The sequence below is a fragment of the Vreelandella nigrificans genome, from assembly GCF_002374315.1.
In the GTDB taxonomy this organism is placed as follows: Bacteria; Pseudomonadota; Gammaproteobacteria; order Pseudomonadales; family Halomonadaceae; genus Vreelandella; species Vreelandella nigrificans.
This window is the reverse complement of the sequence record NZ_NWUX01000001.1, coordinates 360,206-380,431: the sequence shown is the minus strand read 5'-3', so window position 1 is coordinate 380,431 and position 20,226 is coordinate 360,206. Positions and strand designations below refer to the sequence as shown.

General features: G+C 52.2%; 18 protein-coding genes. 13 read left to right on the top strand and 5 right to left on the bottom strand.

All coding sequences use genetic code 11. From position 1 onward, the window contains the following. Positions 1-2: 2 nt before the first annotated feature. The 3 genes from serC to CPA45_RS01785 all read right to left on the bottom strand — a co-directional run bounded on the left by serC (position 3) and on the right by CPA45_RS01785 (position 4,401). Positions 3-1,106, bottom strand: coding sequence for a 3-phosphoserine/phosphohydroxythreonine transaminase (gene serC, locus CPA45_RS01795; RefSeq protein WP_096649769.1), 1,104 nt, complete (start codon positions 1,104-1,106; stop codon positions 3-5). After that, positions 1,090-3,795: a DNA gyrase subunit A gene (gene gyrA / locus CPA45_RS01790; RefSeq protein ID WP_096649767.1), complete on the bottom strand. Its 2,706-nt coding sequence runs from the start codon at positions 3,793-3,795 to the stop codon at positions 1,090-1,092. Before gyrA ends, serC begins: the two co-directional genes overlap by 17 nt. A gap of 150 nt (positions 3,796-3,945) precedes the next feature. After that, complete coding sequence (locus CPA45_RS01785) at positions 3,946-4,401, bottom strand: acyl-CoA thioesterase (protein ID WP_096649765.1); 456 nt, start codon at positions 4,399-4,401, stop codon at positions 3,946-3,948. Between the two features lie 187 nt (positions 4,402-4,588). On the opposite strand from CPA45_RS01785, the gene CPA45_RS01780 reads away from it, so the two are divergent. From CPA45_RS01780 to CPA45_RS01720, 13 genes are all read left to right on the top strand, one after another. Continuing rightward, positions 4,589-5,527 (top strand): recombination-associated protein RdgC, encoded by a 939-nt coding sequence (locus CPA45_RS01780; protein ID WP_096649763.1) that lies wholly within the window; start codon positions 4,589-4,591, stop codon positions 5,525-5,527. Between the two features lie 59 nt (positions 5,528-5,586). Further along, positions 5,587-6,768: a 1-acyl-sn-glycerol-3-phosphate acyltransferase gene (locus tag CPA45_RS01775; RefSeq protein ID WP_096649761.1), complete on the top strand. Its 1,182-nt coding sequence runs from the start codon at positions 5,587-5,589 to the stop codon at positions 6,766-6,768. 127 nt (positions 6,769-6,895) lie between these two features. Beyond that, on the top strand, positions 6,896-7,177 hold the full coding sequence (locus tag CPA45_RS01770; protein ID WP_078087484.1) for a hypothetical protein: 282 nt from the start codon (positions 6,896-6,898) through the stop codon (positions 7,175-7,177). A 152-nt stretch (positions 7,178-7,329) separates the two neighbouring features. Continuing rightward, entirely contained in the window at positions 7,330-9,366 is a 2,037-nt protein-coding gene (gene metG / locus CPA45_RS01765) for a methionine--tRNA ligase (RefSeq protein WP_096649759.1), read from the top strand. Between the two features lie 107 nt (positions 9,367-9,473). Further along, positions 9,474-11,081 (top strand): sensor domain-containing diguanylate cyclase, encoded by a 1,608-nt coding sequence (locus CPA45_RS01760; RefSeq protein ID WP_096649757.1) that lies wholly within the window; start codon positions 9,474-9,476, stop codon positions 11,079-11,081. Continuing rightward, a complete protein-coding gene (gene rsxA / locus CPA45_RS01755) occupies positions 11,078-11,659 on the top strand; it encodes an electron transport complex subunit RsxA (protein ID WP_096649756.1) in 582 nt (193 codons plus the stop codon). The genes CPA45_RS01760 and rsxA overlap by 4 nt, the downstream gene beginning before the upstream one ends. Positions 11,660-11,664: 5 nt before the next feature. After that, positions 11,665-12,267, top strand: coding sequence for an electron transport complex subunit RsxB (rsxB, locus tag CPA45_RS01750; protein WP_096649754.1), 603 nt, complete (start codon positions 11,665-11,667; stop codon positions 12,265-12,267). After that, on the top strand, positions 12,254-13,915 hold the full coding sequence (gene rsxC / locus CPA45_RS01745) for an electron transport complex subunit RsxC (RefSeq protein WP_096649752.1): 1,662 nt from the start codon (positions 12,254-12,256) through the stop codon (positions 13,913-13,915). The genes rsxB and rsxC overlap by 14 nt, the downstream gene beginning before the upstream one ends. After that, positions 13,912-14,961: an RnfABCDGE type electron transport complex subunit D gene (locus CPA45_RS01740; RefSeq protein WP_096649751.1), complete on the top strand. Its 1,050-nt coding sequence runs from the start codon at positions 13,912-13,914 to the stop codon at positions 14,959-14,961. Before rsxC ends, CPA45_RS01740 begins: the two co-directional genes overlap by 4 nt. Beyond that, positions 14,958-15,593, top strand: coding sequence for an electron transport complex subunit RsxG (gene rsxG / locus CPA45_RS01735; RefSeq protein ID WP_096649749.1), 636 nt, complete (start codon positions 14,958-14,960; stop codon positions 15,591-15,593). The genes CPA45_RS01740 and rsxG overlap by 4 nt, the downstream gene beginning before the upstream one ends. Continuing rightward, the gene (locus CPA45_RS01730) at positions 15,590-16,291 is read left to right on the top strand and encodes an electron transport complex subunit E (RefSeq protein ID WP_096649747.1); all 702 of its coding nucleotides are present in this window, start codon (positions 15,590-15,592) and stop codon (positions 16,289-16,291) included. Before rsxG ends, CPA45_RS01730 begins: the two co-directional genes overlap by 4 nt. A 31-nt stretch (positions 16,292-16,322) precedes the next feature. Continuing rightward, positions 16,323-16,961, top strand: coding sequence for an endonuclease III (gene nth / locus CPA45_RS01725; protein WP_096649745.1), 639 nt, complete (start codon positions 16,323-16,325; stop codon positions 16,959-16,961). A 29-nt stretch (positions 16,962-16,990) separates the two neighbouring features. Continuing rightward, complete coding sequence (locus CPA45_RS01720; protein WP_096650206.1) at positions 16,991-18,061, top strand: carboxysome shell carbonic anhydrase domain-containg protein; 1,071 nt, start codon at positions 16,991-16,993, stop codon at positions 18,059-18,061. 52 nt (positions 18,062-18,113) lie between these two features. Here the strand turns inward: CPA45_RS01720 and CPA45_RS01715 are convergent, their stop codons facing one another. Continuing rightward, positions 18,114-19,172 carry a tRNA-queuosine alpha-mannosyltransferase domain-containing protein gene (locus CPA45_RS01715; RefSeq protein ID WP_096649743.1) on the bottom strand — a complete coding sequence of 353 codons (1,059 nt, stop codon included), beginning with the start codon at positions 19,170-19,172 and terminating at the stop codon, positions 18,114-18,116. Then, the gene (locus CPA45_RS01710) at positions 19,172-20,179 is read right to left on the bottom strand and encodes an ArsA family ATPase (protein WP_096649741.1); all 1,008 of its coding nucleotides are present in this window, start codon (positions 20,177-20,179) and stop codon (positions 19,172-19,174) included. The genes CPA45_RS01715 and CPA45_RS01710 overlap by 1 nt, the downstream gene beginning before the upstream one ends. Between the last annotated feature and the right edge of the window lie 47 nt (positions 20,180-20,226).

Genomic DNA, 20,226 nt, shown 5'->3' with positions numbered 1-20,226 from the left:
GGTTAGCCCCTTCGTTGTTCAAAATCCGCCATAAAGGCGATTAACGCATCGACCGCTTCTTCAGTCACGGCGTTATATAAGCTGGCACGCATACCACCAACGCTGCGATGACCTTGCAAGTTCAGCAGACCTGCCTCATCAGCTTCATTTAAGAACACTTTATCTAATGCAGCATCTGCTAGCACAAAAGGCACATTCATACGTGAGCGGTTAGGAGGCGCAATGGGATTGCTGTAAAAGCCGCTGGCATCAATCGCTGCGTAAAGCTTATCTGCTTTGCGCTGATTAAGGACGTCCATTGCGTCAAGGCCACCCATGTCATCCTTTAGCCATTGGAAGACAAGCCCTGCCAAATACCATGCATAGGTAGGCGGCGTGTTCACCATAGAACCGGCTTCTGCAAGCAGCTGGTAATCAAACAGAGAGGGTGTGCCAGGCAACGCATTACCAAGCAAATCGTCACGTACGATAACCAGTGTTAAACCTGCAGGGCCGATATTCTTTTGAGCACCGGCATAGATAACGCCAAAATCAGCGACATTAATCGGGCCAGACAGAATATTCGACGACATATCGCAGACCAGCGGTACCACAGAGCCATCTGCACACTGAGCTTGCGGCGTATAATTAAACTCTAAACCACCAATGGTCTCATTCGACGTATAGTGCAGATAGGCCGCATCACGGCTTAACGCTAGCGTATGCTGCTCAGGAACCGCGACGTGACCATTTGCTTCGCTGGAGCCCGCCAAATGGCAGCTATAGCCTAACCGCTTAGCTTCACCGAGTGCTTTTTTACCCCAAATACCGGTTTGGATAAAATTAGCACTCCCCCCTTTACCCAACAGGTTCATTGGCAGCATAGCGAATTGCATACTGGCCCCACCCTGGAGGAACAACACCTTGTAGTTACTGGGGATACTCAGCAATTGCCGCAAGTCGGCTTCAGTGCGCTCAGCAATAGCAATGAAGTCATCGCTACGATGGCTCATCTCCATTACGGACAAACCACGTCCGTGAAAGTCCAGCAGCTCACTGCGCGCGCGCTCAAGCACGGCAGCTGGCAGGGCCGCGGGCCCTGCACAAAAGTTATAATGACGTGTCATCGCTACCCGGTTCCTGTGCGCCATTTTCAACTTCACTTGACTCGCCCTCTTCAAGCGCCTCAAAGTCGCTTTCTACTGGCTCATCAACGCGAACGGTTTTTACGAGTTTTTCTTCTTTGCCTAAACGAATCAGCATCACACCCTGGGTGTTCCGTGACGTGGTGGACACTTCTTCTACGCGGGTACGCACCAAGGTGCCACGGTCAGTAATCAGCATCATTTCATCGCTATCATAAACCTGCATAGCAGCTACCAACGCACCATTACGTTCGCTGGTTTGCATGGCAATGACACCCTGACCACCACGACCACGCAGCGGGAACTCTTCCAAGCGAGTACGCTTGCCGTAGCCATTCTCACTGGCGGTCAAGATATAGATCTGACCTTCTGACTGGGTTTGTTCTTGCACTTCAGCCTGCACATCGGCATCAGCCTCTGTATCCGCTTCAGCGTCAATCTGCTGGCTCTTAGGAATAATCAGGCTGATTACTTCGGCGCTATCCGCCAAGCGCATACCACGAACACCACGTGCCGTGCGCCCCATAGCCCGTACATTGCCCTCTTCAAAGCGGATCGCTTTGCCATTCGATGAGAGCAACATAGCGTGATCCGAGCCGGAGGTAATGGCAGCCCCTACTAAGCGATCGTTCTCCTCGAGGTCAATGGCGATCAAGCCAACACTACGCGGACGTGAAAACTGCTCAAGGCTAGTCCGCTTAACAGTGCCGTTTGCCGTGGCGAAGAAGATGTAGTGCTCTGGGTCATAATCGCGCACAGGTAGAATGGCGTTGACTGACTCACCCTCTTCAAGCGGCAACATATTCACCAGAGGCTTACCACGCGAACCACGGCTCGCATTGGGCATTTCATAAACCTTCAGCCAGTAAACCTTGCCACGATTCGAGAATAGCAACACGGTATCGTGGGTAGATGCCACTAACAGGTGCTCAATGACATCTTCGTCTTTCATGGCAGTGGCTGACTTGCCACGGCCACCACGGCGCTGGGCCTGATAGTCTGACAACGGCTGAGTCTTCGCGTAGCCAGAGCGGGATACAGTCACCACCATATCTTCTTCGGTAATCAGATCTTCAATGGAAAGATCCAAGTGGCTGGCTTGAATTTCAGTCCGACGGTCATCACCAAACTGTTCACGCACAGCGTGCAGCTCTTCACGAATCACTTCCATCAAACGCTCAGGAGAAGCCAAAATTGCCGTGAATTCAGCAATTTTCTCTAGAATCGTAAGGTACTCATCCAGCAGTTTTTCGGTCTCAAGACCGGTTAAACGATGCAGGCGAAGCTCCAGAATCGCCTGAGCCTGAGCTGGCGATAAACGGTACTCCGTTGCTGACGGGTTAAGGCCAAAACCTTCATCGAGATCTTCAGGCTTGCAAGAAGTCGCGCCAGCACGCTCTAGCATTGCCGTGACCTGCCCTGGCTGCCAGATTTTCGCTAACAACTTCTCACGGGCTTCTGCCGCATTAGGAGAGGCCTTGATTAACTCAATGACTTCATCGATGTTAGAGATGGCAACTGCCAAGCCTTCTAACAAATGACCACGCTCGCGAGCTTTCCTCAGCTCAAACAACGTGCGGCGGGTAACCACTTCACGACGGTGGCGAATAAAGGCTTCGAGCATCTCTTTAAGATTGAGCGTGCGCGGCTGGCCATTTTCCAAGGCAACCATATTGATACCAAACACATTTTGCAGCTGTGTTTGGGCAAACAGGTTATTAACCACCACCTCGCCAGACTCACCGCGCTTGACCTCGATCACTACACGCAAGCCATCTTTATCAGACTCATCACGCAGCTCAGCGATGCCTTCAATCTTCTTCTCTTTGACCAGCTCAGCGATTTTTTCAATCAGCCGCGCTTTATTCACTTGATAAGGCAGCTCAGAGATAATGATGTGATCCCGACCACTCTTATCATCATGTTCAATGGTGTGGCAGGCGCGCACATAAATACGCCCACGCCCGGTGCGGTAAGCATCTAAAATACCTGCACGACCATTAATAATGCCGCCGGTGGGGAAATCAGGCCCGGGAATGTACTGCATGAGGTCATCAACGGTGAGCGTATAATCGTCGATTAACGCCAGACACCCATCAATTACCTCCCGCATGTTGTGCGGTGGAATATTGGTGGCCATGCCCACCGCAATACCCGATGACCCGTTAATCAACAGGTTGGGGACTTTCGTCGGCATGACCTCAGGAATACGTTCAGTGCCGTCGTAATTGTCTACCCAGTCGACAGTATCTTTTTCAAGATCCGCCAAAAGCTCGTGAGCAAGGCGCGCCATGCGCACCTCTGTGTAACGCATTGCGGCTGCACTATCGCCATCGATGGAACCAAAGTTACCTTGGCCATCAACCAGTACATGGCGCATTGAGAAGTGCTGGGCCATACGGACGATAGTGTCATAAACCGCACTGTCACCGTGCGGGTGGTATTTACCGATGACATCGCCGACGACACGCGCCGACTTCTTGTACGGTTTATTCCAGTCATTACCCAGTTCATGCATGGCAAACAGCACGCGCCGGTGAACCGGTTTAAGACCGTCACGCACATCAGGGAGTGCGCGACCGATAATGACACTCATCGCATAGTCGAGGTACGACTGTTTGAGCTCGTCTTCAATATTGACGGGCAAGATTTCTCTGGCGATGTCACCCATGAAAGTCAGATCCTTTGCACTGCATTGGCACTGCGAGAGTTGAAAGCGCTTAAAAATACCGCCCTTAATCTTACAACAGAGCGGCGCGCAGATACTTGGACATCATACCACTGCATAAGCACCAAGGGCAGTCAGGGGTGCCGCCTTAGATTATTGAGCAGAAAATGCCTGTTTGTTAACTACAAGAGATACAAGCGCCTCCCTCACTTCTCCCTCGATGGGGGCTGCCTTATTTAACTGCATATCTAGCAGCACAAAGGTGAGGTCTGCCTGGGCGACGAGAGTACCATCCTTACGGATAATGCAATGATGGCAAACCGCACTGCGCTCACTCACCCCAATAATGCCAGTTAATACGCGCAGGTCGTCTCCTTCCACAGCCGCCGCACGGTAATCAATATTTAAGTTGACGACTACGAATGCCTGCCCTGCCTGATACAGCTGTTTAATCAGGCGTGGATGTTCATCAAAAAAGGCCCAACGCCCCTCCTCCATAAACTCCAGATAGCGTGCATTGTTAACATGGCCGTAGCCATCTAAGTGATAGCCACGCACTCGCATACTCACCTGTGCCACCGAGACAGACTGTGCAACTGAGACAGACATAGCTACTCCTAATCAATAATACGTTAAGCGACCACGATGGCCGAACGACTAACACTTGCGCCAATAAAACCACCCCTCAATCAAACACAAGTTTAAAACGACTGCAATGCTACGACATTCCCAGAGATGCTGGCAGGAAGGGTTTGCTTTCGCCATAATGTGCCACCTTTTGAATAGGATTGGTGACATGTGGTTTAAGCACCTGCATTTATATCGCCTTCATGGCGCCCCTGAGCTGGACAGTTCAGCGTTAGCAAGCGCACTAGATACCCATGCAGCCAAGCCCCTTGGAAATGCCGATGCCCGGCGCCTTGGTTGGACCGCGCCTGCAGGCCGTTTAGGCAGTGGGCAATTGCTGCACGAAATCCAGGGACATCGGCTGATTTCAGCACTGCGCCAGGAGCGCTTACTGCCCGCCTCAGTAGTCAAGGAAGAGGTCGATGAAAAAGTCGCTGACATTGAAGCCAGCGAAGGTCGTAAAGTATCGCGTAAAGAGAAAACTGCGCTTAAAGAGCAGGTAACTGAAGCTCTGCTTCCGCGTGCATTTGTACGCAGCCAGAAAATTGACCTATGGTGGGACACTCGCCGCCATTTGATTGGCGTGAATGCAAGTTCTCGTACTCGTGCTGAAGATATTCTCGACTTGCTACGTGAAACCCTTGGCAGTTTAAAAGCCACACCAATCTCATCACAAATGCTTCCCATACGCGCCATGACCACATGGCTTGGCGACCCTGCCAGCCGCCCGAGCGACTTACAGCTGGGGGATCAGGTCGAACTAAAAGCCAAAGGCGACGATGGTGTTTTGAAAGCGCGCCAAGTGGACTTAGATAGTGATGAAATTCAGCAACTGCTCGAAAGCGGCCGCCAAGCAAGTAAACTCGCCATCAGCTTAGAAGGCCGATTAAGCTTTGTACTCCACGATGATTTAGCCCTTAAGTCACTGCGTTTTGGCGACGCTCTCATTGAAGAGGCTGACCACGCCGACGATGGTGATGACGCCCTGGCACGCCTGGAAACCGACTTTATTTTAATGGCTCAGGCGCTATCTGACGACGTTACCCGCTTGTTAGAGTGGCTCGGCGGTGAAGCACAGCGGGAACCTGCTGCGCAGCAAGAAGCCTAACCGGTACCTACGCTGCTGCTGAACATCGACTTATTTCTGCTTAACACCCAACGGATCGCATGACTCTACACAATAACGCACCCAACGCTGACCCCGCTAATGACCCCTGGGCCGACATTCGGCCCTATATGGATCACGAGGTAAAAGACGTTCTTGCGCGTCTTTCCCATGATGGCGAACTACTAGATGCGCTGACGCAATTTCGCCTACCGCGTCTAGCCAAATGGGCACCACCTATCGCACGCGGTCTAGCGGGTTACGCCGTGCGCCGTGAGGTAAAAGGCGTTACTACCGTGCGTGATTTTCAAATGCGCATTGCCAGCTACATGGAGCGGATGATTCGCACCACCACGGATGCTTTTGATGTTGCTGGGCTCGATAAGCTTGATGACCACAGTGCTTACTTATTTATTGGTAATCACCGCGATATATCGCTGGACCCTGCATTCGTTAATTACGCTCTGTACCAAGCAGGCCGAGATACGGTGCGCATCGCGATTGGCGACAACCTGCTGAAAAAGCCCTACGTTACCGATCTTATGCGGCTTAATAAAAGCTTTATTGTGCCGCGCAGCGCACGTGGCAAACGCGCCATGCTGGCAGCTTACCAGCAGTTGTCAGCTTACATTCGTCACTCTATCACCGCTGACCATCACTCTATATGGATGGCCCAGCGGGAAGGACGCGCCAAAAACGGTATTGACCATACCGACCCAGCCATCATCAAGATGCTGATCATGGCAAAGCGCAATGCAGAGCGCGATATAGTCTTTGGTGAAGCCATTGCAGAACTGAAGCTGGTACCCGTCTCTATCAGCTATGAGTACGACCCCTGCGATCTGCAAAAAGCCCAAGAGCTGCACGATATCGCGACTCTCGGCAGCTACTCAAAAAGTGAGTATGAAGATATACGCTCAATTGTCTCGGGCATTACCGGCTCAAAAGGGCGCGTGCAACTTAAGTTTGGCAGCCCAGTGAGTTCCGACATGGCTACTCCTGGGGAAGTTGCTGCAGAAATAGATCGGCAGGTGATTGGCGGCTACCGCTTATTCCCCAGTCACTACTTAGCTCTTGAGGCACTGGGCGAAGCCCCTGAGTTGGTAGCGCGCAAAGCCATCACTCGGCAAGATAGAGAGCGCTTCAACGAACGTCTAGCCAAGGTGCCCGAAAACCTCAGGCCTTATTGGCTTGAGCAGTATGCCAACCCGGTCAAGCATAAAGCAGGGCGATTAACCCTTTAACAGCAACTGAATAGCCAACGACCTCCTGCCGCGCAGAACATGCCCGGCAGCCAAAAAAGTGCTATGGTCAAAACAATAATTGCTCCGCTTGGCAGTTTCACCAAGCGCGGTCTTAAGGAGAGTCCTAATGTCCGCAACAGAAATTCAAAAAACACGTATTATTAATGAGCTACGCGGTTTTATACGCAAGCTGCTACAAGACCCCAAAATTCTTGAACAGTCTCTGTCTATCGCCCGCCAGCAACTGACCGAAGGCAACAGCCCTGCGGCAATGGCACGCATCGCCAACGAAATATCCGACACCACAAGCGTGCACATTCCTGAAGACCCCGCAGAACACTCAGATGCTGACAAACTGTTTCTAGACGTGCTGCGCGAAGTCGTACAAGAGGAGCAAGCGCTTTACTAGTACGCTTTAGGCCGTCTGCAAGCAGGACTTGTCTTTAATTAAAATGGTCTTTAGATAAGATAGCCTTAACGCACCAATTTACGTTACCGGCGAAGCGCATTTACCCTTCGCCGTATTTATTTGTTATTACCCAAATGGAAGTATCATTCACCATGTCCAACACTGCCCCGCGCAACATTTTGGTGACGAGCGCTCTCCCCTACGCGAATGGCGCTATTCACCTTGGTCACCTGCTTGAGTACATCCAGACAGACATTTGGGTGCGTTTTCAAAAAAGTCGTGGTCAGCAGTGCTACTACGTATGTGCCGATGATGCTCATGGCACCGCCATCATGCTGCGTGCTGAGCAGGAAGGCATCACGCCAGAGGCACTGATCGAACGTGTTTCCCAAGATCATCAAGAAGACTTTGCCCGCTTTGGTGTTGGGTTTGATAACTACCACTCCACGCATTCCGATGAAAACCGCTATTTTAGCGAGTTGATCTACAAGCGCCTGCGCGATAAAGGCCATATCGCTACCCGTGATGTCGAACAGATGTTTGACCCTCAAAAAGGGCTGTTTCTCGCGGACCGTTTTATTAAAGGCACCTGCCCTAAATGCGGCGCAGACGATCAGTATGGTGACAACTGCGAAAAGTGTGGCGCTACGTATACCCCTGCGGATTTGATCAATCCAGTTTCAGCTATCTCAGGTGCAACCCCTGAGATGCGCAGTTCGACCCACTACTTCTTCAAGCTGCCTGACTTTGCAGAGTTTCTTCAGCAGTGGATTAACGACGGTCACGTACAGCCGCAAATCCGCAATAAGCTTATGGAGTGGTTCGAATCAGGGTTTAACGAGTGGGATATTTCCCGGGACGCCCCCTATTTTGGCTTTGAAATTCCAGACGCTCCCGGCAAGTACTTCTATGTCTGGCTTGATGCGCCGATTGGTTACCTAGCAAGTTTTAAAAATCTTTGTGATCGTGAAGGCATTGATTTTGATAGCTTTTGGCAAAAAGGATCAAATGCTGAAATTTACCACTTTATCGGTAAAGATATTGTCTACTTCCATGCACTGTTCTGGCCTGCCATGCTCCACGGCGCCGAGCTGCGCACCCCGACTGCGGTTAACTGCCATGGCTTTCTTACCGTTGATGGCGCCAAGATGTCAAAATCACGTGGCACCTTTATTAAAGCCGCCACATACGCAGAGCACCTAAACCCAGAGTATTTGCGCTACTACTTTGCAGCGAAGCTAACCTCTAAGGTAGATGATCTAGATCTCAATCTTGAAGATTTCGCTGCACGAGTGAACTCTGACCTTGTAGGCAAAGTGGTTAACATTGCCAGTCGCTGTGCAGGTTTCGTAAAAAAACTCGGCAATGGCACCCTGTCAGAACACTGTGCCGAGCCCCAGATGGTAGCCCGCTTTATCGCAGCCGGTGAAGATATTGCGACTGCTTATGAGGCGCGTGAGTTTAGCCGAGCAATGCGCAAAATTATGGAGTTGGCGGATGAAGCCAATACCTATATTGCTGAAAAAGAGCCCTGGGCACTGGCAAAACAGGATGGCCGCGATACAGAAGTGTTAGAGATCTGCTCGGTGGGCATCAACCTGTTCCGTCAACTAATGGTATACCTTGCTCCGGTAGTGCCGGTTATGGCCGAACAAGCCAAGGAATTCCTTAAACTAGATTCTCTAGCTTGGGAAAGCCGCGGCGACATACTCGTCAACCACCCAATCAATAAGTTTAAACCGCTGATGACACGCGTGGAGCGCGATAAGATTGACGCCATGATCGACGCATCCAAGGAGGATTTAGTGGAAGAGCAGAAACTAAAAAACACCCCCAAAGGCCCATTGGCAGAAGACCCTATCGCACCAGAAATTGGTTTTGATGACTTCGCCAAAGTAGATCTGCGCATTGCCCGTATTGCCAAAGCGCAATACGTCGAAGGCGCAGATAAATTGCTTCAGCTAACCCTTGATCTGGGCGGAGAAACCCGCAACGTATTCTCGGGAATTCGCTCAGCCTACTCACCGGAAGCATTAGAAGGCCGCTTAACGGTGATGGTAGCCAACTTGGCGCCGCGTAAAATGCGTTTTGGCTTGTCAGAAGGCATGGTGCTAGCTTCGGCAAATAATGAAGGTATTTACCTACTCTCTCCTGATGCAGGTGCAGAGCCTGGGCAACGCGTAATGTAAAATCGGATAGCGGCAGTAACCAAAAGGGCAGAAGCTTTTCGCGTCTGCCCTTTTCTTATTCATAACAAAAATAATAATATTCACCAGACTTTTACCTGAGATGCCCCATGGCTAATCGCTTCACCAACTCCCTGCGTTTTCGCTTTTTAATTGCCCTTACTGTAGTGTTTCTGGTTGCAGTTATAGCGCTTTGCCTTGTTACCCGCTTTATCTTGTTCCCAGCTCTTCAACGGGAGGAGGAAGTTGTCGTTGTCAATGAGATGGACCGGCTTGAACGTAGCATCGAGGTTAATCAACAACAGCTTTTAGCGCAGACTCGAGACTGGGCGACTTGGGACGATACGTACGAATTTACTCAGGGCAACTATCCCCGCTACGGCGAGGTTAACTTCAGCCAGCAGATGTTTGAAGAACTGCGCTATCAACTAATGGCATTTTTTAACGCCGATGGTGAGGTGCATTATCTCAGTGGCTTAAATCCTACGACAGGGCAACTACAAACTTGTGTAGCGCCAACGCTCGAGTGCAACTGGATGACACCCTTCGTAGAGTCAATGCAGCGCTTCATTCAAAACGCTAGCACCCAGGATCAAGATCTAAGCCTGCTTTATACCCACCCATCACCTTCATTAGTCGCTGCCAGTCCTATTCTTCGTACCGATGCAAGCGGCCCAGCAGCTGGATGGCTGTTCAAAGTACGGCCGATGGATGACGCTTGGCTGGAAATGCTCAGTGAACTGACTGGCATGCAATTGTCGCTTACCGTTCACTCTATGACAGCGCTTCCCGCATCGCTCACCACTTCAACTGTTATGGGTAATACCGTACTTGCAGAGCGCCTGCTTCAGTCCTACCAGCCCGGTACCGCTATTGCAATCAGCAGCCACCTACAGCGCGTTCGGTATTTAGCAGGCCTACGTTCTTTACGTTACGTGCTGGAGTGGACAGGCGTCATGATGTTACTAATCATCGTCGCTGTACTGGTGCTATTACAAAGAATGATTTTATCCCCCCTTCGCGCGCTCACTCTCTTTACCGAGCAGCTGGGAAAACAACTCTCGCCACAGCATCAACTGCTCCGTCGCGGCGATGAGATTGGCCTTCTGGCCAGAGCTTTTGAACAGCAGTTCAATCACCAGCGTCAACTCAATGAAAAGCTAAGCATCCTATCCACCCACGACACCTTAACGGGGTTGCCTAATCGTCGCCTTTTCGATCAAGAACTACAGAACGCTGTGGAACGAGCCACAACACATCACACACCCATTGCGGTGATGATGTTAGATATCGATCATTTTAAATTATTTAACGATCATTATGGTCATCCGAAAGGCGACCACTGCCTGACTACCATTGGCCAGCAGCTGGATGAATTTGCCAAGCAACATGGCGTGCTCATTGCACGCACTGGTGGAGAGGAGTTCTCTGTGCTCGCGGAAATGCCAGCGAACAAAGCTCACCAGCTAGCACTGCTAATTAACAGCACTATTGATTCGCTCTCCTATCCGCATGAGATTTCACCAGTGGCTCCCCATGTTACCTTTAGCATCGGCATTAGTGCGCTAGAGATTAATACTCAGTTGACGCCTTCAGTGCTAATGAGCACCGCCGACCAGGCACTCTACCAAGCAAAAAAAGCGGGACGGCACCAAGTACGTCTTTATGCAACGACACTAGCCAATGAGCCAGTTTGTGAGCACAATACGCCGCCATGAATGAACTCTTCTTGATTTTGGTTAGTACAGCATTGGTCAACAATTTTGTACTGGTACAGTTTTTAGGGCTTTGCCCTTTTATGGGTGTGTCCAACAAACTGGAATCGGCCATGGGTATGTCGCTGGCCACCACCTTTGTCCTGACCCTTGCCTCCGCTGCCAGCTACGTGGTGTATCACGGCTTGCTGGTGCCTTTTGATATTACCTATCTACGCACTATCAGCTTTATTGTGGTTATTGCCGCCGTCGTACAGTTCACTGAAATAATGGTGCGCCAGTTAAGTCCACTGCTGCATCAGGTGTTGGGCATTTTTCTGCCGCTGATCACCACCAACTGTGCCGTTCTTGGAGTAGCGCTACTATCTCTCAACCGCGAGCTAAGCTTTTTTCACACGGCGCTTTATGGGCTAGGCGCAGCACTGGGGTTCTCGCTGATCCTGGTGCTATTCGCAGCCATGCGTGAACGTTTGGCTAGCGCCGATGTGCCTTCTCCTTTTAAAGGCGCAGCCATCGCGATGATCACGGCCAGCTTAATGTCACTAGCTTTTCTTGGTTTTTCCGGCCTGACTCAGGGGTAGCCGCTATGGGAGAGACATTTTCGTGGTGGGGCATCCTGAGTGCTGTAGGCGTACTAACGGGCTTGGGAGTTGTCTTTGGAGCACTTCTGGGTATGGCGAGCGAACGTTTCAAAAGCCAAGAAAACCCGCTGGTTGAGCAAATTAATGCGTTGCTGCCCCAAACTCAGTGCGGACAATGCGGCTACCCAGGCTGCCGCCCCTACGCCGAAGCAATTAACCAAGGCGATGCGCTTAATAAGTGCCCTCCCGGTGGCGACGCCACCATACACGCCTTGGCGGATCTATTAGGCCAGGAAGCAGCGCCTTTAGATGGTGAAGCGGCCACGGAAGATAGCGTCGCTTTTATTCGCGAAGCGGAGTGTATTGGCTGCACCAAGTGCATCCAGGCATGCCCGGTCGATGCCATTATTGGTGCCGCCAAACAGATGCATACTGTGATCGAAGATGAGTGCACAGGCTGTGACTTATGCGTTGCACCCTGCCCCGTAGATTGCATTGATATGCTGCCGAGAAGCAAGCCACTCACCCAATGGCAACCGTTAGTTAGCGCGACGATGATCATTGCCAGTGACCGTTCCTACACCGGGAGTGAGCATGCCCGCCTATGAATTTCCTGGCGGCATATACCCGCCCGAGCGTAAAACCCATTCGAATCAAGCTCCATTGCAAGCCGCTCCGCTACCGGCCCTGGTGACGCTGCCTTTGAAACAGCATGCAGGTAACGCAGCCACTCCCTGTGTGGCTGTGGGCGACGACGTTAAAGTGGGCAGCTTAATCGCCCAGCGCAACGGCATGATTTCTGCTCACCTCCACGCCAGTATTAGCGGCACTATTACGCACATTAGCAACCAAGCAATTACCATCGAGGCGGATGGGCATGATAGCTGGCAAACACTACCCCCGCTTGATTGGCGAACCGACTCTCCTGAAAAACTGCTGGAAAGGCTGGATAGTGGCGGGCTAGCAGGTCTTGGGGGGGCAGGTTTTCCTACCTATATTAAAGCGCAGGTAGCGGAACATCACCCTATTGATACCTTGGTAGTTAACGCCGCTGAGTGCGAACCCTATATCACTGCCGACGACCTAATCCTACGCAGCTACCCAAACGACGTACTGGAAGGCGCCCAGCTAATTGCCAGACTATGTGGTGCTCAAAGAATCATTATTGGGATCGAAGATAACAAACCCGAGGCGATTAGCGCTTTAAAGCAAGCGCTACCCCAAATTCAACATCCTGCCACCATCGTGCTTAAGGTCATTGAAACCCGCTACCCCAGCGGTGGCGAACGCCAGCTAATTAAAAAAGTCCTCGACCGTGATGTGCCTAGCGGCGGCTTACCCGCTGATATAGGCGCACTTTGCCATAATCCTGGCACTCTGCTGGCGGCTCTTCATGCCGTGCGCGATGGCAAGCCATTGGTTGAGCGTATTGTCACCTTAACCGGCGAGACAATTAGTGCACCGGGCAACTACTGGGTTCGTCTAGGCACACCGGTTGGCACCCTACTGAATAGTGTGGGCTTAATGCCTGACCGGCTACATCAAGTGATTGTCGGTGGCCCAATGATGGGTACCCCACTTACCACATTGAACTCACCCGTTACCAAAACCACTAACTGCTTGATTGCTGCTTCTGTTACAGAGCTCCCCCCAGCGCCTATGGAGTCACCCTGCATTCGCTGCGGCGCCTGCGAACACGTATGCCCTGCCCAACTACTGCCCCAACAACTGCACTGGTATGCCCGGGCTGAGAGCGATAGCACACTAGCAAAACTAAACCTGTTTGACTGTATTGAATGCGGTGCCTGCAGCTATGTGTGCCCTAGTTTTATTCCGCTCGTTGAGGATTATCGCTTGGCAAAGCAGCGTATCCGCCTTAAGCAGATAGAAACCGCCAAGTCCGAGCACGCCAAGCATCGCTTTGAATTCCGTCAAGCACGTTTAGCACGGGAAGAAGCTGAGAAGCAGGCCCGCCGCCAGGCAAGGCTCGCCCAACATCAAAAGCCTGCTGGAGGGAGTACGGGCAATCATGCAACGCCTGAGGTGGACCTGCGCAGCCTTCGAATTGCTCAAGCCGCTGCCAAAGCTGCGGTTAAAAAAGCCGAAAAAGTACTGGCCAGGGCCGCCGAGCAGGACCCTAAACAGCGCTTTGATGATTTAGAAACACAGCTTGCTACCGCCCAGGAAAATCTCAAAGCGGCGGATGCTCGTCTTGCTAAGGCACGCGCCAGCACGACCCAAAAGGAAACTCCATGAGCATGATGCACGCCTCCCAGGTTGGCGCTGCCCCATCAACCGCCCACCTAATGCGTTGGGTAATAGCAGCCACTCTGCCGGGCATTGGGGCTATGACCTTCTATTTTGGGTTGGGTGTTGTTAGTAATGTGCTGCTAGCAGGGCTATTTGCGCTGGTCGCTGAAGCACTGATATTAATCCTGCGCCAGCGCCCAGTGAGGCCAGCACTCGGAGATTCCAGCGCACTGCTTACCGGTGTTCTATTAGGTGCTTGCCTCCCCCCCGCCAGCCCTTGGTGGCTCATTGCGGTCGGCGTGTTTGCTGCTATCGTGGTGGCTAAACAGTTGTATGGTGGTTTGGGCCATAATCCTTTTAATCCAGCCATGGTGGGCTATGCCCTGCTACTGGTGTCATTTCCGACGTATATGACACTCTGGTCGCCGCCCCAGTCCTTTAGCGCCGAAACACTATTCAACGAAACACTATGGGCACAAGTCATCGGCACACTGCCCCCTACTAAGCTTGATGCGCTCAGTGGTGCCACGCCTCTCGATGCCTTCAAGCACAAAGGACAGGCCGTGCTTGCCAGCGAATTCTGGGCGAGTCAGCCACTTCCCGAAGGCACGCTCAGCGCATGGCGCAACGTCGCGCTTGCTTGGTTGGCAGGCGGGCTTGTACTGATCATTAAACGTATTATTAGCTGGCATATACCCGTTGCCATGCTGGGTAGCATGACGCTAATAGCAGCACTTTTCTATGCAGGCGATCCAAGCCACTTTGCCTCACCGCTGTTTCACCTACTGACTGGTGCCACACTATTTGGGGCATTTTTTATCGCAACCGACCCCGTTTCTGCAGCTACCAGCAAGCGCGCAAAACTTATTTATGGTGCTGGCATAGGCACCCTGGTAATCATTATTCGCACCCTGGGCGGCTATCCCGATGCCGTAGCATTTGCTGTGCTGCTTATGAACTTATGTGTGCCGCTGTTGGATATCTACACCGTACCGCGCCCCAACGGTCACTCCAAAACCGCTGATAAGTCAATGCCAGAGGGGCCATTATGACACCACGCCAAGCGATGCTACGCGGCGCTTTTGCTCTCGGCATGTTCTCACTGGTTACTGCTGGCAGCGTTGCACTTACCCGATCACTCACAGCCGAGCGAATTGCCACCCACCAGTTAGCTTATCAACACCGCCAGTTGCAAGAGGTGCTACCTACGACACTGGCTAACACACCGGTCCAAGACGTTTTAGAAAGTGTGTTCGAGTTACCTAACCCCTCACAGCTTGGGCATCGCAGTGTTACTCAAGGCTGGCAGATTCACAGTGGTAACAGCAGTGCCATTATCCTGCCGGTAGTCACGCGCCAAGGCTACAACGGTGAGATAAGGCTACTCGTGGGAATCGACCAACAGCGCCGAATAACCGGTGTCCGGGTTACTCAGCACCAGGAAACCCCAGGACTCGGCGACGGTATCGAGCGCCAGCGCAGCGATTGGATAACTCAATTCAACGGGCTAAGCTTAGCTAGCCTTGCGCAGGAAGACTGGGCAGTGCACAAAGAGGGAGGCCAGTTCGATGCCTTTACCGGTGCGACTATTACACCGCGCGCCATCGTCAATGCGGTACACCGAACGCTTGTATACGCTGCAGAGACCGAACTCCCGATCACCTTTGAGGAGCTAACTCCATGAGCCAATGGCGTCAGCTCACCCGCGAGGGGCTATGGTCCAATAACCCTGCATTGGTTCAACTGCTAGGCCTTTGCCCTTTACTAGCGGTCAGCGGCAGCGTGGTCAATGCGCTTGGGCTGGCAGTTGCGACACTGCTAGTGATGGTTGGTGCCAGCACAACGATTTCACTTCTTCGCTACCAGATACCCAGCGCAGTGCGGCTACCGGCGTTTGTCATGATCATTGCCGCCTTTGTTACTTGTGCCGAACTGTTGATGGCTGCCTATGCCTACCACCTTTACCAAGTGCTGGGGATTTTTATTCCGCTGATTGTCACCAATTGCGCTATTTTAGGACGCGCTGACGCCTTCGCCTCACGCCAGCCGGTACTGCCTGCCGCTGTCGATGGCTTTATGATGGGGCTTGGCTTTGGCGTAGTTTTGATCGTGCTGGGCGCAATACGCGAACTACTTGGCCAGGGGACGCTGTTCAGTGGCATGGCACTGCTGTTTGGTCCTACCGCCGCTAGCTGGCAGCTGATCCTTATCGATAATTACCAGTTTCTATTTTTCGTACTACCGCCAGGGGCTTTTTTTGTTGCAGGTCTATTGATCGCATTAAAAAATGCGCTTGATCAATACCGTGCTAGCCGCGCGCACCCTGCTACAGTAACGCCCCGTACCGAACGGCGAGTAAGGGTTACCGGCACGATCAAATAAGACATCACCAAATAAACCAAGAGAAGACTCCATGAATGCCCAAAAGCGTCATGAAATTTTTGCACGCCTACAGGCGGAAAACCCGCACCCCACTACCGAGCTAAACTGGAGTACTCCCTTTGAACTGCTGGCGGCAGTACTGCTCTCTGCGCAAGCTACCGATGTTGGTGTTAACAAAGCTACCGCTAAACTTTACCCTGTCGCCAACACCCCCCAAGCCATCATTGACCTTGGCATTGATGAGCTAAAGCGCCACATTAAAACCATTGGGCTTTTTAATACCAAAGCTGAAAATCTAATGAAGACCTGCCACCTGCTGGTTAATCAACACGGTGGCGAAGTACCACAAACCCGTAAAGCGCTAGAAGCCCTACCCGGTGTTGGGCGAAAAACAGCAAATGTGATTCTCAACACTGCCTTCGGTCAACCCACCATTGCGGTGGATACCCACATTTTCCGGGTCTCCAATCGCACCGGCATTGCCAAGGGCAAAGACGTCGTAGAGGTTGAGCAGAAGTTGTTGCGCCATGTCCCAAAAGCATTTAAACAAGATGCCCACCACTGGCTGATTCTACACGGGCGCTATACTTGCATTGCCCGCAAACCGCGTTGCGGTAGCTGTATTATCGAAGATCTGTGCGACTATAAAGAGAAAACCGAGCTTGGTTAGACGACCAGGCCAAGAATGCGAGGATGCTGATGCCTACGCCTGCCAAACTGCTCCATAACCAGCCTATCGCCCAGCGCATTGAGGCGCTGTTAGGCCTCTCCAAACAGCACGCTGAACACTTTTGCAGCCCTGGTGCTTGGCTAGCCCGGCAACGTTATATGGCACAGCACCCCACCTCTATTGTGGTCATGAAGTGCATGGATGGTCGCATCCATATTCCCCATGCAACCCGCACACCGCTAGGCATTATTACCCCGTTCAGAAACTTAGGCGGTATTTTTGATTTAGGCTGGCCCTATTTGGGGGAGCTACTAACCGACTCAGTGCTCGATACCGCTAAAGCGGGTCACGCCACACTGATGTTGATTACTTATCACTTTTCAAGCGGTGAGCGGACGCGGGGTTGCGCCGGATTCAACTGCGATACCGAAGCCGCTAAAGCGCATGCCTACGCTATCGCTAAGCAGGCAGAGCAACTGTTTGGCAGCGACCATCAGCAGGTTTATCCGCTGGTATGCGGCTTTGAAACCGACAGCGACGCATTGATTCTTCACGGCCAGCAGGATGATGTACTGGACAGCCGCGACTTAGTCACCCTGCCCCGCGAAGCGCTTGGCCCCATGCTTGCCAGCCTTTGTCCCAACATGCCTAGGGATATTCAGCGAGACTTGCTGCCTCTACTAGAGGGCAACGTTGCCCACGTTAGCGAGCTACAAGGCGTAAAGCGAGAGCTGGACATTGAGCACCGTGAGTGGGTTATTTGCGTAGGGCGAGGCTTCGACTTTTTGCACTTACCCAACACTGCGCTGATTATTGGCCCCTATGGGCCAGATTTAGCCGAACCAATTGGCACCGCCGCCACTATCATTGATGCCAACATGCGTGCAGGTCGGATTCCTGATGATGGCTTTATGCTGCTTGCCTCAACCCCTTATCAGCACAGCGGTGTAGACCGTGCACGGGCAGAAATGAAGTCACGCTTTCTATCAGACTTTGCAGAGCAAGTGATACGGCGTGAGCACCCTGTACTTGCACAAAAGATGCGCCGCCATACGGCGGTCGTGCACTGGCCCACCCGCCGACTAGATTCGCTTGATTAATCGGCTGCTCACTTTCTGATACTTAGCTTTCTGATACTTAGCTTTCAGATACCTAGCTTTCGGCGAGTAGCTTGCGATAAGCGCTACGCCAGTGTGGCCACTGCCACTGCTGAGTATCAACCAGCGGTGGCTGGCAATCAGGCTTTGTGAGCCAAGTGTGTAACCGTTGATAAAGCCCTTCTGGTGTACCGTCATAGCGGTAATGCTCGGTGTACAGCGCCGGGAAACAAAGCCTATCTGGCACGAGCGGTAACGCACCACGCTGGGCGGCCTCCATAATTGCCAGCCCTTGAAACTCGTGCCAAGTGGTGGAGACCACAATGCCACCACCATTAAGCAGTGAACGATATTCCGCCTCTGGCTGCGGCCCCCAGCTAATCGTCTGCTCGGAAAGACGCCGTTCAGCCTCGACAAAAATCGGTGGCACATCACGAAAGCGCTGGCCAAGCACCGCCAGTTCAAACGGCACCCGCTGCTCACTTAGCCTGAACAGTGCTGCAAAAAAATCTTCTGGGTTTTTATCGTACTCCCAGCGGTGGTTCCAAATAATGCGGCGCGGGTTTGCATTCGTCAGGGAAGCGTTGTCTAGCGGCATTATTGGTACTGGAAGTACTTTTGCCAGCTGGCGTAGCTTTTCCAACGGCTTGGCGGCAGGCAAATTCTCTGGCATTTTTTTTAGGAACTGGCGTGCGCCTTCAAAAAAGGAGTCCCGGTTATAGGCTGTATTAAACACGAGCACATCCGCTGCAAGCGCTGCATAAAGATTGACCATCTTCGCCTCTACCTGGGGCATCTGCTCGCTGGACTCCGGGTAGGCAAACTGGTTTTCGTGAAAGTAAACAATTTTTCTGGCCCGCCCTAGTTGGGGAAATAACCCAACGAGTGTAGCAATATCCACCATTGAAGTAGCCAACACGACATCATAGGGCTGGCTGAGGGTTTCATGCTCTTTCAGCCACCAGCTCAGCGGGTTACCACGAATCCGCCACGCAAAGTGGCGCGGTGGTAGGGTTAATAGTGTCCAGGATAGCTCATCAAGCTCTGCCATTAGGCTTTGCGCCCAGTAACGGTGGCTCACCGCTTCATAAGCAGATAGTAAAAGTACCCGCATCAGAATCCTTGTTGCTCAAGTTTTTTCGCCAACATCTCTAACACATCAATTCCCTGTACATCGGTGGGTAGCCAAGGCAGCGTTGGGCGCGGCAAGCGCTCAAACAGTTGATCAATACGCGCAAGGTAGCTTGCTTCCTGCTCTCGGCGCGCCTGGAGAAAGTCACCATCGGCCTCTACTGGAATAAGGCGGTTAATCAGTATACCAGCGACCGGGATATGAACGTCCTCTAGCGCCCGCACCGCGCGATCTGTCTCTAAGATCGGCAGCCGCTCTGGTGTCATCACAAATAAAAAACTGCATGCTTTCGAATCTTCGATGCGCCTTCTTGCCTGGTGAAATAACCGCCGCCGCTCGATTAATGTTTTTGCCACATCCCGGGTGCGCTCATCTAAATCGTCCAACGGATCTGTCGTTGGGTCATCAAAGGGTGTTGCCACATCACGCCCCCGCTTAGGGGTTAAATGATCCAACACCTTGCCCAGCTCCGCCGACTTGCGGTTATGCGCTAGTAACCCATCGGTCCAGGCAGCCATCGCCTCTGGCAACGTTAATAGCCGCAAAGTATGCCCCGTAGGCGCGGTATCAAAGATGATCAGGTCATAGGGTGCGCTGTCATCAATCATTAACCGAGCTAGCCGTTCAAGCAGGGCAGCCTCCTGGGTCCCCGGCGACTGCCGGGTGAGGCGCATTTGGCGCTCTAGTTCCTGCATCATTTCAGGAGCAGCGTAACGGCGCATTTGCTTCACAACCCGTGCCAAGTGCGCCTCAACTTCGATATCAGGATCAATTTCCATGGCATCCAAGTTAGGCAATAAACGACGCGGAGTATCTGATAGTGCGCGGTCAAACACATCGCCCAAGCTATGTGCTGGGTCTGTCGAAACCACTAACACCCGTTTTCCACGGCTCGCGGCGAGCACCGCTAAAGAGGCAGCGACAGTAGTTTTACCCACACCGCCTTTGCCACCTACCCAGAGCAGGCGGCGGTTAAGAACTGCTTGCATGGTAATCCCCAATTAATGGCATCGCATATTGCTTGCCTATCCAGCCG